The sequence below is a fragment of the Gudongella oleilytica genome, from assembly GCF_004101785.1.
GTDB classification, from domain to species: domain Bacteria; phylum Bacillota; class Clostridia; order Tissierellales; family Tissierellaceae; genus Gudongella; species Gudongella oleilytica.
On sequence record NZ_CP035130.1, the window covers coordinates 222,874 to 238,612 of the forward strand.

Genomic DNA, 15,739 nt, shown 5'->3' on the forward strand with positions numbered 1-15,739 from the left:
AGAGGAGGGGTTAAAAGTGAAATTTACACCAATAAGTCTATTTGCATATTTTATATTAATACCTGTTATAACCTTTGCCTTCTATCTATTAATTAGAAAGTTGTTTAGATACAAATAGACCTGGCATGAATGACTGAGGAATAAGGGGAGGATACTGAAAAATGAATAATGTTCTGACAGCAGGAATAATTTTACTGCCAATATACGTCGCTTTACCGGCTCTGGTATTGTATTTCATAATCAAAATGGCAGTTAAAAATGCAATTAAGGAGCTGAAGAGGGATAATATTATTTAGCTTGGGCTAAGAATTTGATATTATCATTATGAGACATTATGGTGAATAAATATTTATTAGGAGACCAGACAATGTTCGAAACGGATGAGCGCATGGTTACAATAGATGAGTTTTACTCAAATATTCTAAACAACACCAGAGAGATTAATATATACTTACCACCGAGCTATTTTAAATCCACCGATAAATTTTACCCTGTGCTATACATGCATGATGGCCAGAATATATTTGACGGCAAAAGAGCCTATGCGGGAGTGGGATGGATGGTACATGAAACCCATGATGAGCTGGTCAAAAGGGGTTTGCTAAGAGAGCTAATAATAGTCGGGATCGACAACATTGGACATGACAGGCTAAGCGAATACGCCCACTTTAATGGCAGATATAAAGGAGAAAGGATAAATGCCAGGGGAAGACTATATGAAGGCTTCCTTATAGAAGAGCTGAAGCCTGTTATCGATAAGAACTTCAGGACATTGGCAGGTCCAGAGGATACAGGTCTTATGGGATCATCAATGGGAGGGCTGGTTACATTCAACATTGGTTTTCGGCATCCCGATGTGTTCGGAAGGCTTGGAATAATATCTCCTTCGTTCTGGTGGAGCACTCAGGAAAACATCAAGACAATTTACATGAATCAGGATGCAATTGAAAATAGCCGTATGTGGATGGACATGGGAACAAGAGAGGGAAGCCTGGATAAATCCTTTGACAAGGTCGTTGAACATATACTAAGCCTGTACGACAGCTCAAAGGGAAGCATTGAAGCCCATTGGATAATAGGAGCAGCCCATACAGAGACTGATTGGCAAAGGCGAGTGCACTGGCCTTTGATCCATCTATTTGGGCTTGATTGAAGGAAAGCTTTAGGCAGCTTTAATGTTTGAGCAATTGGGATCGTAGGAAGATATATTCTGTGAATAAGAGATATATGGGAGATGTTGCTAAAAAATTACTTGGGAGAGGCTAAATTGAAGCAGTATGTTGTGGATGCATTTACTGACAAGGTATTTGGAGGCAACCCAGCTGCCGCTTGTGTAATGGACCGGTGGCTTGGTGACGATACAATGCTAAATATCGCAGAGGAGAACAACCTGTCCGAAACGGCATATGCATTCAAGGAAGGCTCAGATTACAGACTTCGCTGGTTTACACCAGGGGGAGAGATCGATCTGTGCGGACATGCTACACTTGCAACAGCCTATGTGATAACAAGATTCTACGAACCTGAGGCAGATGAGGTCAGATTTCAGACTCGCAGCGGCCTTCTTACAGTTGTTAAGAAGGGGGATCTATTGGAGATGGATTTCCCATCAGATAAGCTTAAAAAGGTAGAAGTCACAGATGAAATGGCGGAGGCTATCGGTGTAAGACCATTAGAGGCGTATATGAGCAGAGACCTGCTGTGTATCCTGCCAACTGAAGATGACGTAAGGAGTGCAGCTCCTGATATGGAAAAGATTAAAAAGCTTGACGGACTTCTCCTGCATATTTCAGCTAAGGGAAAAGAGTACGACATCGTATCAAGATCCTTTGCGCCTAAGCTTGATATACCCGAGGATCCTGTTTGCGGTTCAGGTCACTGCCATATAGTGCCATTTTGGGCTGTAAGTGGTGGGAAGGACAAGATAGTTGCCTAAGTTGGATAAGTCTGTATCTTAAGCATTAAAACTGCTAAAGTAAAACAAAAATGATGGTGGCACACTAAAGGAATAATCAGGAATGAGGCATCAATAACCGGGAAATATGTTAGAATCTATGAAGAGGAGGAGATTTCGTGATTAGAGACCTGATCATCAAAAACAGGACATACAGAAGGTTTTACCAGAATGTTGAGATCACCGAGAAGGAGCTGTTGGAATTCATAGACCTTGCCAGACTTTCATCTACTGGCGCCAATATGCAGCAGCTGAAGTACATCATATCAAATACTGCAGACAAAAATGAATTGATATTTCAGGAGCTGAAGTGGGCGGCCTATCTTAAGGATTGGGACGGTCCAGTTGAAGGGGAGAAGCCTTCAGCCTATATAGTTATGGTTGTCGACAAGGAAATCAGCTCCAACATATTCTGGAATCATGGTATCGCATGTCAGAGCATTCTTCTTGGGGCCGTCGAAAAGGGCTATGGAGGTTGTATGTTTGGAGGCTTCAATAAAGAAAATCTTAAGAATAAGCTGAATGTCCCAGATCGATATGAAATACTACTTGTAATAGCACTGGGTAAACCCAAGGAAAAGGTGGTTTTGGAGGATATCGGACCGGATGGGGATGTAAAGTATTGGAGAGATGAGAACGGAGTTCATCACGTTCCTAAGAGAAGTCTTGAGGAGCTGATCCTGAAGCTGTAATTTTAATGGGCGAACCCCCTGGTTCGCCCATTTAATATGCACAATAGTAATTATTAAAGATATTTGTAGATCTGAATGATTGAAATAGATTATCTTTACTCGATTTGTCCAGCTATATGGTCTATAAAGTCACTACCTCGATCTCCATCATAATAATCTTCAGGTACTTCAAAAGTCTTCAAAATGATCCCTTCACCCTCTAACAGAGAAAGCAATTCTTCCATAAATATGCCTCTTAAACCTGTTATGGAGCAGGTAGGACTTTGGTTTATTCCTAATAGACCCACTATATCATAACCTGACTTTTCATATTCAAGTACGATTCTAATCGAATCAGAAGCAAGTTCTTTACAAAGCTTCCTGAATTCTGGCGTATCATATTCTTCCTTAGTCATTGGCGGCCTTCCAAGACCAAGATACCTGAATTCCGGACAAGGCAGCTGGTGAATACCAATAGCCTTAGCCATGATCAATTGAACAATATCCTTATGTGCTCCTTTTGATCTTGCAAGAGGCTCGACGACTGTATTCTGATTCAATACACAGTGTGCTGATAATATTACCTTCTTGCTTCTCTCCATTACTTAGCACCGTTGATTAAATTTGAAGGAAGTCTCTTAATAAGAAGTGCTACTAATACTGAGCTTAGGATCTTATCAACTATATTGCTGGCAATTCTTGGGATAAAGGCTGCTGTGAATATTTTCTGCCCTGATTGTACCAACCAGGTAAATATTACGTCATTGAAGTCACCGGTTATGCCTCCGTAGACATATGTAGCTATTGGAGTACCGATCAATGGTGCAACTACGGCTAAAATCATCCCTGTTATTACTGCTGTCTTAAGGTTAAACTTGTATTTTCTAGCTATGAATCCAACAATTAAACCGACCGCTATGTTCACAAGTGCAAATGGAATATTTCTTGGGTCGCTTATTACCCCTTGAACCAAGTTTGTAAGGCCGCCCGTCAATGCTCCCCACCATGGTCCAAATATTGCAGCTGTAAATATTGTTCCAATTGTATCAAGAAAAACAAGCGGGATGCTTAAAAAATTTGCCACAGATCCTAAAACAATGTTGATAGCTATTCCAAGAGCTGCAAATATCATAGCTGAGGTGTTCTTTTTACCATTCATTTAACCAGCCTCCTATATTGTAATCACCACTGATTATATTACAGTATGCAGGCTAAAGTTAAATTTGATTATTTTATAGAATCTGTGAGGCCATAAGAGTATTAAATAGTTATTTCTTAATATTTAACAACAAAAACTCCCTCTTCAGGCAGCCCATAAGTACTGTGTCAGTATATTTTCCGTTGATGTAGTAATCCTCTCTAAGTCTCCCTTCTTCAACAAAGCCGCATTTTTCATAGCATCTGATGCCTCTTTTATTGTAATCCCTTACTGTCAGATCCACCTTGTTAAGGTTAAGCTGGTTAAATGCAAAATCGAGAAGAAGCTTGATTGCCTCGGTTCCAATACCCTTCCCATGGAGCTCCTTCCTGCCAATCACTATCCCAAGCGTCGCCTTTCTGGTTACCCAGTCTACCTTGATCAGGTCGATCTGACCTATATACTCCAGAGTGTCCTTGTCTGCAATAACAAAACCTCTTGCCTCTGATTTTTGCTCAATCATCATTCTCAAGTAGTTTTCTGACTGATGCAGCGTGTGAGGGTATAGAAATAATCCGCTTAAAAACTGTGTTACCTCACTATCGTTTACCCAGTTTCTGATCCCGTCGAGATCTTCCCACCTGTATTCCCTAAGCACTATACTTTCTCCAAAAAGTCTTGGCATTTACAATCTGTCCTCCCTCTCAAGTTTTTCATTCAATAGGACCATATGTATGTGGTCCTCCCATTTCCCATTGATCTTTAGATATTTGACTGCAAGTCCTTCGTTATGGAAGCCCAGCTTCTCAGCCACCCTAAGAGACCTTAAATTTCGCGGCATTATATTTGCTTCGATCCTGTGCAGACCAAACTGGTCAAACATTATCTCGATCCCCTTTCTTGCTGCCTCCGTGATATAACCTTTGTTTATCTCATCCTTATCTATTTTGTAGCCCATAAAGCAGGATCTGAAGCAACCCATAACTATGTTGTCAAAGCCAAGAGAACCAATTGCTGTCTCGGGGTCTTCCTTTTTGAATATCCAAAGTCTTAAGGAACCACCATGCTCCATTACTATTTGTTCCTTTTGTATAAGAAGCCTTTGATAATCCAAAGTGAAGTAATCCTCAGTTCTCTCTGTTTCCCATTCCTTCAGGAATTCCCTGTTTTTCAGGTAAAATTGAAGGACCTTGCCGGCATCCCCCTCATCAAGTGTCCTCAGGATAAGCCTCTTTGTTTCATACTGTCTTTTCAAAGGCACACCTCCCTGTCACCAAGGGAATTGAAAATGCTCCATGGCTCCTCATAAGGAGGAATTGAGTTTAGTTCAATCAGCCGATTATCATCAGGATGCTTGAAGCTAAGCTTGTTTGACCAAAGCGCGATTTTGCTCCAGCCCTTCCTTTTCATAAATATCCTGTTGTATTTTGTGTCTCCCCAGATCGGAATTCCCGCATTTGACAGCTGGACCCTGATCTGGTGATGTCTTCCTGTATGAAGCTTGATGGATAATAGGCTTAGAGATCCCAAATCTTCTGTTTGGACTGTCTCCATAAGTCTATACGTAAGCCTTGCCTCCTTTGATCCTGGAGTTTCGGGCGGGACCACCTTGCTCATATTTACTGTCCTAAGCTTTTTCAGATTGTCGATAAGCTCTCCTTCAGGAGCAGCTGGGGTTCCTGTGACAATTGCAAGGTACTCTTTTTGGATGGTTTTTTCGGCAATTTGCCTGGAAAGCCTTGAAGCTGCTGTTTGAGTCTTTGCATAGAGAATGACCCCTCCTACAGGTCTGTCCAGTCTATGGACGAGAAAAAGCTGCCCCCCAAGTATGGTCATAAGATCCTCGTCCCCTGTTTTATCACCCTGGGCGGCAATCCCCGAGGGCTTTACCGCTGCCAATATATACTTATCTTCAAATATTTTCAATATGTCCATAATGACCTCCTAAGTGTTGCCCTGAGATTATTATACCCGATACTCAGGCAATGTGCATATGGTTTAATAAAATACAGAATTAACACGCCGGAGGACAGATGGAGCTTATACATGCTGAGGTCGTTATGGATGACTTCAGGTCCCCATATATAGATTTGGTATTTGGATGGAATGGAGTCAAGGGATTTAATTATGCAATAAAGAATCTTCTGGGGGGTAAAACTGCTGGAGAGATAAGAGAAGGGCTGAAGTCGATGGAAAGCGATCCATATGACCTAAAGCTCCTTCCGCCTGACCGCTCTCTGGATATATGCCTGCAGCTATTATGGAGTACGGAACCGGGTGCAGGAAGGCCTGCAGCTTTTGCCTGAGATGGGGAATAGAGGGTGTTGAGGAAAAGCTTATAGACCCTGACTTGACAAGAAGGGATCTTCTTTCGATCGAAGAAGACACCATCCGGAAATATCAACAATTAACCCTCTAAATCCTTTTCCGGGTCTTCCTATCCACAAAGAGTTCAAGGACAGGCTGTTGTTTTCGGAAAATGACCACGAGAGATGGAGCTTTGGGCAGGTAGTCGTCAAGCCTTCCCGAATGGGACTTAGAAGCTATTGCTGGGAGCTTATGAAGACGTATCTCTATATAAACCTTATGAGCAAAAAAAGCACAGAGATGCTTAAGAAATATGGATTTAAGAGCCTTTTTAAGATTGGGAAGGGATCTGCGAGACTATCCTGGAAATATCTGGGTCTTATTATAAAGGGTTGATATGTTAGTCGGCTTTTTTACAGGGTAACATTATAGTGTTGGAATTTGAATATGACGAACGGAGGTATTACCATGAAAAAGCTTTCAATAATAACCATAATGATAATAAGTGCAGCAATGCTCCTGTCATCCTGTGCTCCTGAGACTTCCACTGAGGTACTGAACAAGGATGATCCAATCATAGTCGGTTCCTTTGTCGATACCGAGGGAGGGATATTAGGCAATATGATCCTCCTTACACTTGAAAAAAATGGATATGCTGTGACTGACAAGGTACAGTTCGGCACGCCTGACGTTCATAGAAATGCATTGATAGCTGGCGAGCTCCAGGTAGGGATCGATTATACCGGGAATGGACAGTTCTATTCAGAGGGAATAGCTGAAGAGGTATGGAATGATGCAGAGGAAGGCTACGAGGCCATAGCTTCCTATGACAAGGAAAACAACGGACTTATTTGGCTCAAGCCGGCAAAAGCAAATAATACTGAGGCTATCGCAATGACGAAAAGCTTTGCTGAAGAAAACGGGATTGAGGATATGTATGATTTTGCTGATTATGTAAACAGCGAAGGGGTCATTAAGTTCATCACAAGTCAACTTTTTGCCGAGAAATATTCAGGGCTTTTGGGAATGGAGGAGGCCTATGGATTTAAACTAAAACCAGAGCAGGTAATAATGCTTCCTCATGGCAATACAGCTGAAACAATCAGTGCTCTTGCAAATGGCACTGATGACGTCAACGCAGCGCTCGTATATGGAACTGATGGTTCTCTCGCAGAGCTTGAACTGGTCGTGATCGAGGATCCGCTTTCAATCCCTCCGGTTTATGAGCCCTCCGCAATAATCAGGTCTGACGTGCTGGATAAATACCCCGAGATAGGGCCTATTATCGAGGATGTATTTGAGACTCTGGATCTTGAGACCCTGCAGCTGTTGAACAAGAAGGTAATAGTTGACGGGCTTTCTCCCAGGGAGGTTGCAGAGGAACACCTTATAAATGAGGGTATATTGGAATAGCATCCGGGGAGATGACCTTATGAATAGAAAGATCCTTGCTTTATCAGGAATATTATCAGCATTATTTTTAAATATGGCAGAGACAAAGCCAAACAGGATAGCCTCAGGGATCGATCAAGATTCCTTTGATTTCCTGGGTCCGTGGGTCTATTTACTGCTTACTGCGTGGGTCATGGTTATGACCCTTTCTTTTTACAAATGGAAGCAGAAGGAAACATTTACCCTGATAACAGGGATCCTTGTTCCCATCTCTCTTCTTTTAGGTGTGTTTTATTTTCCAGGTAAGGGATATCTCAGCGGAGCAAGCCCAAGGATATCATTATCTATAGGGTTCTATACACAGCTGCTTCTATTCTACCTCCTGGTATCAGGAATAGAACTGCCTAAGAGAAATCTGCGGTGGATACTTCCTGCCTTTCTGTTTGTGCTTGCAGCAGGTCTGTTTCTAATGGCTATGACCGGGTATTTGGAAAGCTATTCACTGATGAAGGAGTACCTGGTTAAAAGATCTCAGTTTTTTACACACCTTGGAACACATGCTGTTTTGTCCATAGGATCGACAGTTTCAGCTGCTTTAATGGCTATCCCACTTGGATATCTGGCATACAGGAGAAGCAGTCTTGAGGGAAGGATCATGATGCCCTTGAGCATAATAGAGACAATACCAAGCTTATCCCTTTTTGGACTATTGCTAGTCCCTTTGTCAACTCTTGGCGGCATTGGATTGTTCAGAGCCATAGGAGTCAGCGGGATCGGTTGGGCCCCAGCTTATGTGGCATTGACACTTTACGCTCTTCTTCCCATAGCAAGGAATACTCTTGCCGGCTTTGAGGCTCTGGAGCCTGCAGTTATTGATGCAGCGCAGGGAATGGGTATGACCAGGAGTGAAATATTAAGAAGGGTAGAGCTTCCATTGGCTTTGCCTGTGGTATTCACAGGGATAAGGATAGCTTTGGTCCAGACGATAGGCGGAGCGGTATTGGCAGGTCTTGTAGGAGGTGGAGGACTTGGAAGCTTTGTTTTTCTCGGGCTGGCAGAAGCCTCGCAGGATCTGGTGCTTCTTGGGGTAATACCCATAGTAGTGATAACTGTTTTGGTAGATGGTGGATTGAAGATACTTGAGGACATGTACAGGAGATCTGTTTATGATTAGATTTGAAGGAGTAACTAAAAATTACAATGAATTTACAGCTGTAAACGATATATCCTTCCATGCGGAAAAAGGAGAAATTTTAATTATCCTGGGTCCTTCAGGATGTGGAAAGTCAACCACACTAAGGCTGGTCAACAGAATGGTTGAAAGAACCGGCGGCAATATCCAGATCAGAGGCCGGGACATAGACACCTATGATCAGGTTGAGCTTAGAAGAAGCATAGGCTATGTGATCCAAAGCACCGGTTTGTTCCCGCATATGACCGTGGGAAAAAATATCTCAGTTGTCCCTAATCTTTTGAAGTGGGATGAGGAGAGAATAAAGGACAGAGCTATAGAAATGCTACAACTTGTTGGCCTTGATCACAATGTATACTGGAATAAAAAGCCTTCTGAGCTGTCAGGGGGAGAAGCACAAAGGATAGGTGTTGCAAGGGCTCTTGCATCCGATCCCGATATACTCCTCATGGATGAGCCCTTTGGCGCAGTTGATCCCATCAACAGACTCAGACTTCAAAGAGAGTTCATGAGGATCCAGCAAAAGCTCCATAAGACCGTGTTGTTTGTTACGCATGACGTAGATGAGGCCATTCTCCTCGGAGACAGGATATGTCTTATGGATCAGGGCAAAATAGTTCAGATAGATACTCCGGAGAAGATCGTAATGAACCCTTTAAATGAATTTGTGGAAAGCTTTTTCAAGGGAGAAGGAGCGTTAACACTGCTTTCAAGGCGGAGTGTATGCGACGCAGTAGAGAACGTTGAGTTTTTCGGAAAAACCATATCACCGGATGCTTCACTCAAGGATGCAGTCGGGATCATGCTTTCGACAGGTGAGGAGCGGCTTTCGACCTGTGGAGGGAGTATCTCGTGGGACGGCATACTCAGGATGATGCGGGGTGACCTAAAGTGAAGGGTAATAACAGGAACCTTTTATATGGAGCAATAATCGGATCATTGATATTGCTGATCCTTGTATTTGGGGAAGATTTTCAAAGGATCCTTGTTGCAATTTCAGGAAAAGAAGGTACCACATATCTAAGGACACCCGTATATGTCTACTTTTTCCAACATCTCTGGATGATTGGGATCTCCGGCGTTGCATCAGTAGTACTTGGAACCTCATTAGGTATTTTTGCGACAACCACCCACGGTTCTGATTTTAAACAAACTCTTATGAGATTGGTAAAGCTTGGACAAGCATTCCCTTCACCTGCACTTCTTGCACTTGCGGTCCCGGTGTTTGGATATGGATTTAACGGAGCTCTTCTGGCACTTGTGATATATGCTCTCATGCCAATAGTTTACAACGTTGTTGTAGGAATAGACGAGGTATCCAAGGATGCAATAGAGGCAGGAAAGGGAATGGGGATGAGCGAGCTGCAGCTGTACACAAAGGTAAAGCTGCCCATGGCCTTAAGTGTGATACTTGGAGGCATCCGGACAGCCATGGTAATAAACGTAAGTGCTGCAACCCTTGCAGCTGCCGTAGGTGCAGGCGGCCTGGGGGTATTGATAGTAAACGGAGTGCGCACCTTTGATACGGCACTGATCATGCAGGGCGCGATCCCTGTAACTCTCCTGGCCATATTTGTGGAGCTGATACTTAAATGGACTCAGGAGCAATTAAGCTGGAAGTGATTCTTTAATAAGCTTGACGATGGATGTGGCAACAATTATCCCGCATGCTATGGAAACGGCGATAAACATTGATTCTGAGCCGGATACTATTGCTTGACTGAAATCGTTGTTGATGATGTGATACATCGTATTGTAGATCCCATAGCCTGGAACGAAAGGTATTATCCCTGGGATAATAAAGATCGTTGCAGGCTGTTTGTTCTTTATTGCAGCGATCTCCCCTATAACCCCGACTACTATCGATCCTGCAAGGGGAGGGACTATAAAGCTTGCTGAACCGCTTTGCAGCAAGAGGTAAATGGACCATCCGATCGCACCGTTCAGGCTGGCTATAAGTATTTGCTTTCTCGGTATGTTGAACATGACGCTAAAGCCCATTACACATAAAAATGAATAAAACGATTGAATTATTATATCCATGATAGATCACCTATAATGGCTAGACTCAACTGAAGCACCACACCGACCCCAAAGGCAAGTGCGATCGCAATAAATAGAGCCTCCATTATTTTAACACTTCCCGCTATAAGCTCTCCTGATATAAGATCCCTGATCCCATTGGTCAATGCAACCCCGGGGACCAAAGTCATCAATGGACCGACTACTATATGGTTATATGAAGCAAATATCCCAAAGAGCCTAAGAAACAAAACGGTGACAAGAGCCAGTCCTGCTGCCAGCAACCCTCCCGAGATGTTCTTAATAAAGAAGTTCATATTTTCCTTTGTAAGTGTGTCAGTGAACATTACAACCAAAGCAGATGCAATATATGCAGATAAAAATTCAATGAAGGTCCCACCAAGAAGAAGCACGAAGAAGCCTCCGGCAGCCCCGCTGAACAGGTATCTTACCGAATTTGGGAACCTGGGGTGGTTTCTCAGTCCCTGGAGGATTATTTCTGCATGCTCCTCGGTCATATCGTCGTCGGTAAAAAGACGAGAGAAAGCATTAGCCCGCGATATCACCTCAAGATCTAAGGATGTTGATGGCGTTCTGTCTACAACCGTGTAGGGGTCTCCGTCTATTTCGGTGCTTACTATTATTCCGGTGGAAACTACAAATACATTCACGGGAGCTGAGTGCTTTGAAGCTATCATTCTCTCTATGGTCTCCTCGACTCTGTAAACCTCTGCTCCGTTCGCCAGCATTATTCTTCCTGTTTCCAGTGCTATTGATATTGCTTTTTTAATACTGATTTCTGCCATACTTTATCTCCTGCTATAAATTTACTGTTCCTTCAGCTACTATTTCTACCATACCGTCAAGGATTATCGATGTAGTCTCTTCACCGTTCCAATCTACTTTTATAAGCAAACTGCCGCCTGGCTGTTTTATCTCCATTTGTATATCAGAGCCGCTAAGATATGCCATGGCAGCTCCAAGAGCTGCAGTGCCTGATGCACAGCTTCTCTCCCAGACCAGGGAGTCTGTGTCCTTTACATATACCAATGGCGATGAGGTGGATTCCTCGAAGTTATGGTACATTATTCCGAATGCCTCAAAGCTTTCGGTAGACATTTTATCCCTGACGAGATGGAAAAACTCAGTCCTGCTTCTAAGGTTGTCCTCATCCACAACAAAGTGTGTTATCCCTGGAAAATCTACCCGAATCGCTGCTCTTTTCTCGCCGCTTATGATAAATTCCTCGGCATGCATACTTAAAGGCAGAGGCATTTCAACAGAAGCCCTGAAGCTTGAGGGTATTTCAGTTGGGTATACCCTGCAAACAAGGTCCCTTTCCAGACCTGATACCTGTATGGGAACTATGTAGCTGTCATTTTCAAAACCGATTTGAGGATAACCAGAGTATACCATATAAGCTGCGAAGGATCTGCTGGCGTTGCCGCAGAATTCACCACCCATCATCTGAAGACGAATGCCATCCGGATCTTCCTTGGGTTTTTCGATGAAGCCGACCTGTTCGGCGTAAAGACTACCTGGATCCATTAGTGCTCTCGCCACTTGACTGTGCATATCTCTTGGAAGCTGGTCCAGAATAAATACAGTTGTATTGCCTGCCGGGCTTGTCTTAATAAAGTTAAGCTTCATGATATCACTTCCTTTCCTGTCTTTAGTATAGCAAAGAAGTAAAGGAATATCATCATGAACTTGAAGTCCGGGGCATTAAAAAGACAAGGTACTGGACCTTGTCTTTTGATTGGTGCGGCAAAAGGGACTCGAACCCCCACCCTGGCAATCAGGACTAGAACCTGAATCTAGCGCGTCTGCCAATTCCGCCACTGCCGCATGGAACATTATTAATTATACATAATGCAATAAAAATTTACAACAGGAATTTTAAAGAAGCGCTAAAATTCAACGACTAAACCTGTGGTTGTATAAAAATCAACTAATAGTATATGATTTTAAGTGAAATGCAACCTTAATTGGAGCTTATTTATTTTTCTCACCCTACCTGGACCTTGACAGGATAAGGGCTTTGCTGGGGGAGCAGCTTGGGGTTGTTAAGGATAATTTTATACTTGTTGCAATATACATCTCCTTTGTGAACTCATTGCTTGAGGAATTTTTCTTCAGAGGATTTATTTATCTTGGGCTTCTTGGTAAAACCAAAAGGTTTAATGCATACTTCATAAGTGCAGGGATATTCGCAGTATACCATCTTGCGATCATTAAGGGCTGGTTCAGTCCTCTGATATTTGTTCTATCAATGATTGGACTTTTTGTTGGAGGCCTGATCTTCGACAAGCTTAACGAGAAAAATGGGAATATCTTATCCTCCTGGCTGGTGCACATGATGGCGAATCTGGCTATAAATACCATAGGTCTGATGATGTTTGGAATATTATAGAGTACTATAAACCTCTTACGGGTATCCATATAGAAACACGATAACGAAGGAGGTTTTTATATGAAGAAAGTAATTGTTCTTATCGAGAATCTATTTGATGAGCAGGAGCTTGTATACCCATATCACAGGTTGAGTGAAGACTACGAGGTCCATCTTGTAGGACCGGAAAAGCATGCCGAATACTCCGGCAAATCAGGATTCAAAATGAAAAGCACCCATAGCTCAGTTGATATAAAGGCTGAGGATTACGAGGGGATAATAATTCCAGGTGGCTTTTCACCTGACTACATGAGAAAATCTGAAGCAACAAGAAAGCTGGTATCTGACTTTGACAAAGCCGGTAAACCTATAGCAGCAATATGCCACGGACCGTGGATGATGGCATCCTGCTGCGATGTCAAGGATAAAAGACTTACCTCGGTCCCTACCATTAAGGATGATCTTATACATGCCGGAGCTGAGTGGGTCAATGAGGAGGTAGTAGTAAGCGGTAACCTTATAACCTCAAGAAGTCCCTTGGACCTTCCTGCTTTTGTAAAGGCCTTTGTGGGTGAGCTTCAGAAAAAATAACATAAATCCACTTGACAGAGAGACTTTATCGCTATAGAATGATAAAAAGCGAAGACGAGGACGAGTAGATCCTGCAAGGTCGAAAGAGAGGGAGGTTCACCGGCTGAAAGGCCTCCTGCGATACACAGAATCGAAAACCACCTCCGAGCACTGCCCTGAAAAATAGTAGGGGTAAGCGGTAGCTACGTTAAAGCTGTTTGTTCTGTCATGCATTTAGGTGGAAGCGGGTAATTGCACTCGTCCTTTTTTGGACGAGTGTTTTTTGGTACGACGGGCATGCCTTCTGTCTGTGGTGAAAGTCCACAAGGGGCGTAGTTGCCGACGAACCCTATAGCGACTTGCAAGGTTCACATCGTGAGGTGTGGGCGAGAGGAAGCAATAGCGAAATCGTAGCCTGACGGACAGAAACCTGATACCAAGGCTTGCATGGAGGATAAGCTGGCCAAAAGCAGTGAAGTCCAAAAGGCAATCGTAACCCATGCAGGTAGATCAGGCAGGTAGACGAGGAAAGACAGAGGACTTATCCCGTGAGGTCTCATGGGCGGCTAAAACCGTAGTAATAACGAACCATGAGAAGTCAGCAGAGGTCATAGTACTTGGAAACAAGGAAGGACTGAACAATTCAAAGTCAAATGGACTTACGGATGTAAATGCATAGGCCTGACGAGAATCTCAGTAGCGAAGACGTAACGGAGCGAAGGGTTCACAGGAGGTAAGGTTGATATGCATGAAAGCAAAACAGGAAAAGGAGACAAATCATGTCACAACTAATGGAACAGATATTATCAAGAGAGAATATGCTGCTTGCATACAAGAAGGTAAAAGCCAACAAAGGAGCAGGAGGCATAGACAACATAAGTGTAGACGAAATTGATGAATATCTGAAAGGAAACTGGGAAGACATCAAGGAACGTATTCGTAACAGAAAGTACAAACCTCAGCCGGTGCTAAGAGTTGAAATACCAAAGCCAAATGGTGGAGTAAGAAAACTTGGTATACCCACAGTGATGGACAGAATCATAGAACAGGCAATAGTGCAGGTAATCACACCCATAGTGGAGCCACATTTCAGCGAATACAGCTATGGTTTCAGGCCGGGTAGACGAGCACAACAGGCAGTCATCAAACTATTGGAATATCTGAATGACGGATATATCTACATAGTGGATATTGACCTTGAGAAGTTCTTTGATAATGTACCACAAGACAAGCTGATGACCCTTGTAGGCAAAATCATACAAGACCCTGACACAGAATCACTCATAGCTAAATATCTAAAGGCAGGAGTGATGGACAAAGGAAAATATGAAGAAACCAACGAGGGGACCCCGCAGGGAGGAAACCTCTCCCCAATACTCAGTAACATCATGCTCAATGAGCTTGACAAAGAGCTTGAAGCAAGAGGACTTAATTTTGTTAGATATGCAGATGACTGTGTAATAGCAGTAGGAAGTAGTGCAGCTTCCAACAGAGTTATGAACACCATAACAAAATGGATAGAGAGAAAACTCGGATTAAAAGTCAACGCAGAAAAGACAAGAACCACAGAACCAACAAAGCTAAAATATTTAGGATTTGGTTTTGTGAAGATGGATGGTAAATGGGAGGCAAGGCCTCATCGGGACTCCATAGTTAAATTCAAGAGAAAACTCAAGCAGCTCACAAAACGCTCATGGTCAATCAGCATGGACGATAGAATAAAGAGACTCAATTGGGTAATCAGAGGCTGGATAAACTACTTTCGAATAGGTAAAATGAAGACTAATATGATACGAATAGATGGACACTTGCGTACAAGAATCCGTATCGTGATATGGAAGCAGTGGAAAACCAGTCAGAAGAGAATGTGGGGCTTAAGAAAACTCGGTGCTCCGGAATGGATGGTAAGACAGTCGGTAGGGTTTAACAACCATTACCAGGCAGTGGCTAAAACCACAGGTTTACGTAAAATATCAAAAGAAATCCTCGCAAAGCGAGGTCTCATTAGTTGTTTGGATTATTATTTGAATTGAACCGCCGTATGCCGAACGGCACGTACGGTGGTGTGAGAGGGGAATTAATTTTCCCCTACTCGATTATA

At 43.0% G+C, this 15,739-nt stretch carries 22 protein-coding genes and 1 tRNA gene; 14 read left to right on the plus strand and 9 right to left on the minus strand.

What is annotated here, in order from left to right; all coding sequences use genetic code 11:
- Positions 1–161: 161 nt before the first annotated feature.
- The 4 genes from EC328_RS11790 (at position 162) to EC328_RS01035 (ending at position 2,646) form a co-directional block, all read left to right on the plus strand.
- A complete protein-coding gene (locus EC328_RS11790; protein WP_276318543.1) occupies positions 162–296 on the plus strand; it encodes a hypothetical protein in 135 nt (44 codons plus the stop codon).
- A 71-nt stretch (positions 297–367) separates the two neighbouring features.
- Positions 368–1,153, plus strand: coding sequence for an alpha/beta hydrolase (locus EC328_RS01025; RefSeq protein ID WP_164905983.1), 786 nt, complete (start codon positions 368–370; stop codon positions 1,151–1,153).
- A gap of 114 nt (positions 1,154–1,267) precedes the next feature.
- On the plus strand, positions 1,268–1,936 hold the full coding sequence (locus EC328_RS01030) for a PhzF family phenazine biosynthesis protein (protein WP_128425075.1): 669 nt from the start codon (positions 1,268–1,270) through the stop codon (positions 1,934–1,936).
- A gap of 137 nt (positions 1,937–2,073) precedes the next feature.
- Complete coding sequence (locus EC328_RS01035; RefSeq protein ID WP_128425076.1) at positions 2,074–2,646, plus strand: nitroreductase family protein; 573 nt, start codon at positions 2,074–2,076, stop codon at positions 2,644–2,646.
- A gap of 95 nt (positions 2,647–2,741) precedes the next feature.
- Here the strand turns inward: EC328_RS01035 and EC328_RS01040 are convergent, their stop codons facing one another.
- The 5 genes from EC328_RS01040 to EC328_RS01060 all read right to left on the minus strand — a co-directional run bounded on the left by EC328_RS01040 (position 2,742) and on the right by EC328_RS01060 (position 5,698).
- Positions 2,742–3,227 (minus strand): CD3072 family TudS-related putative desulfidase, encoded by a 486-nt coding sequence (locus EC328_RS01040; protein ID WP_128425077.1) that lies wholly within the window; start codon positions 3,225–3,227, stop codon positions 2,742–2,744.
- The gene (locus EC328_RS01045; protein ID WP_128425078.1) at positions 3,227–3,784 is read right to left on the minus strand and encodes a CD3073 family putative ECF transporter S component; all 558 of its coding nucleotides are present in this window, start codon (positions 3,782–3,784) and stop codon (positions 3,227–3,229) included. Before EC328_RS01045 ends, EC328_RS01040 begins: the two co-directional genes overlap by 1 nt.
- Before the next feature lie 109 nt (positions 3,785–3,893).
- Complete coding sequence (locus EC328_RS01050) at positions 3,894–4,448, minus strand: GNAT family N-acetyltransferase (protein ID WP_128425079.1); 555 nt, start codon at positions 4,446–4,448, stop codon at positions 3,894–3,896.
- Complete coding sequence (locus EC328_RS01055; protein WP_206363884.1) at positions 4,449–5,024, minus strand: GNAT family N-acetyltransferase; 576 nt, start codon at positions 5,022–5,024, stop codon at positions 4,449–4,451.
- On the minus strand, positions 5,015–5,698 hold the full coding sequence (locus tag EC328_RS01060; protein WP_128425081.1) for an RluA family pseudouridine synthase: 684 nt from the start codon (positions 5,696–5,698) through the stop codon (positions 5,015–5,017). Before EC328_RS01060 ends, EC328_RS01055 begins: the two co-directional genes overlap by 10 nt.
- Positions 5,699–5,796: 98 nt before the next feature.
- On the opposite strand from EC328_RS01060, the gene EC328_RS01065 reads away from it, so the two are divergent.
- From EC328_RS01065 to EC328_RS01090, 6 genes are all read left to right on the plus strand, one after another.
- Positions 5,797–6,069: a hypothetical protein gene (locus tag EC328_RS01065; RefSeq protein WP_128425082.1), complete on the plus strand. Its 273-nt coding sequence runs from the start codon at positions 5,797–5,799 to the stop codon at positions 6,067–6,069.
- A gap of 160 nt (positions 6,070–6,229) precedes the next feature.
- Positions 6,230–6,466, plus strand: coding sequence for a hypothetical protein (locus tag EC328_RS01070; protein ID WP_128425083.1), 237 nt, complete (start codon positions 6,230–6,232; stop codon positions 6,464–6,466).
- Between the two features lie 72 nt (positions 6,467–6,538).
- Positions 6,539–7,483: a glycine betaine ABC transporter substrate-binding protein gene (locus EC328_RS01075; RefSeq protein WP_164905984.1), complete on the plus strand. Its 945-nt coding sequence runs from the start codon at positions 6,539–6,541 to the stop codon at positions 7,481–7,483.
- 19 nt (positions 7,484–7,502) lie between these two features.
- A complete protein-coding gene (locus tag EC328_RS01080) occupies positions 7,503–8,636 on the plus strand; it encodes an ABC transporter permease (RefSeq protein ID WP_164905985.1) in 1,134 nt (377 codons plus the stop codon).
- On the plus strand, positions 8,629–9,549 hold the full coding sequence (locus tag EC328_RS01085; protein ID WP_128425086.1) for an ABC transporter ATP-binding protein: 921 nt from the start codon (positions 8,629–8,631) through the stop codon (positions 9,547–9,549). The genes EC328_RS01080 and EC328_RS01085 overlap by 8 nt, the downstream gene beginning before the upstream one ends.
- The gene (locus tag EC328_RS01090) at positions 9,546–10,277 is read left to right on the plus strand and encodes an ABC transporter permease (RefSeq protein ID WP_128425087.1); all 732 of its coding nucleotides are present in this window, start codon (positions 9,546–9,548) and stop codon (positions 10,275–10,277) included. Before EC328_RS01085 ends, EC328_RS01090 begins: the two co-directional genes overlap by 4 nt.
- Here EC328_RS01090 and EC328_RS01095 read toward each other — a convergent pair.
- The 4 genes from EC328_RS01095 to EC328_RS01110 all read right to left on the minus strand — a co-directional run bounded on the left by EC328_RS01095 (position 10,263) and on the right by EC328_RS01110 (position 12,524).
- Entirely contained in the window at positions 10,263–10,697 is a 435-nt protein-coding gene (locus EC328_RS01095) for a threonine/serine exporter family protein (RefSeq protein ID WP_128425088.1), read from the minus strand. The two genes, EC328_RS01090 and EC328_RS01095, sit on opposite strands and share 15 nt — an antisense overlap.
- Positions 10,688–11,482, minus strand: coding sequence for a threonine/serine exporter family protein (locus EC328_RS01100; protein ID WP_128425089.1), 795 nt, complete (start codon positions 11,480–11,482; stop codon positions 10,688–10,690). Before EC328_RS01100 ends, EC328_RS01095 begins: the two co-directional genes overlap by 10 nt.
- Positions 11,483–11,495: 13 nt before the next feature.
- The gene (locus EC328_RS01105; RefSeq protein WP_128425090.1) at positions 11,496–12,326 is read right to left on the minus strand and encodes a histidine racemase CntK family protein; all 831 of its coding nucleotides are present in this window, start codon (positions 12,324–12,326) and stop codon (positions 11,496–11,498) included.
- A 110-nt stretch (positions 12,327–12,436) separates the two neighbouring features.
- A tRNA-Leu gene (locus tag EC328_RS01110) sits at positions 12,437–12,524 on the minus strand.
- A gap of 193 nt (positions 12,525–12,717) precedes the next feature.
- On the opposite strand from EC328_RS01110, the gene EC328_RS01115 reads away from it, so the two are divergent.
- The 4 genes from EC328_RS01115 (at position 12,718) to ltrA (ending at position 15,671) form a co-directional block, all read left to right on the plus strand.
- On the plus strand, positions 12,718–13,089 hold the full coding sequence (locus tag EC328_RS01115; protein ID WP_206363885.1) for a CPBP family intramembrane glutamic endopeptidase: 372 nt from the start codon (positions 12,718–12,720) through the stop codon (positions 13,087–13,089).
- A gap of 60 nt (positions 13,090–13,149) precedes the next feature.
- Positions 13,150–13,659, plus strand: coding sequence for a type 1 glutamine amidotransferase domain-containing protein (locus tag EC328_RS01120; protein WP_128425092.1), 510 nt, complete (start codon positions 13,150–13,152; stop codon positions 13,657–13,659).
- Positions 13,660–14,137: 478 nt separating this feature from the next.
- Entirely contained in the window at positions 14,138–14,317 is a 180-nt protein-coding gene (locus tag EC328_RS01125; protein WP_128425093.1) for a hypothetical protein, read from the plus strand.
- A 112-nt stretch (positions 14,318–14,429) separates the two neighbouring features.
- Positions 14,430–15,671, plus strand: a complete 1,242-nt coding sequence (gene ltrA / locus EC328_RS01130; protein WP_240671456.1) for a group II intron reverse transcriptase/maturase — start codon at positions 14,430–14,432, stop codon at positions 15,669–15,671.
- The last annotated feature ends 68 nt before the right edge of the window (positions 15,672–15,739 follow it).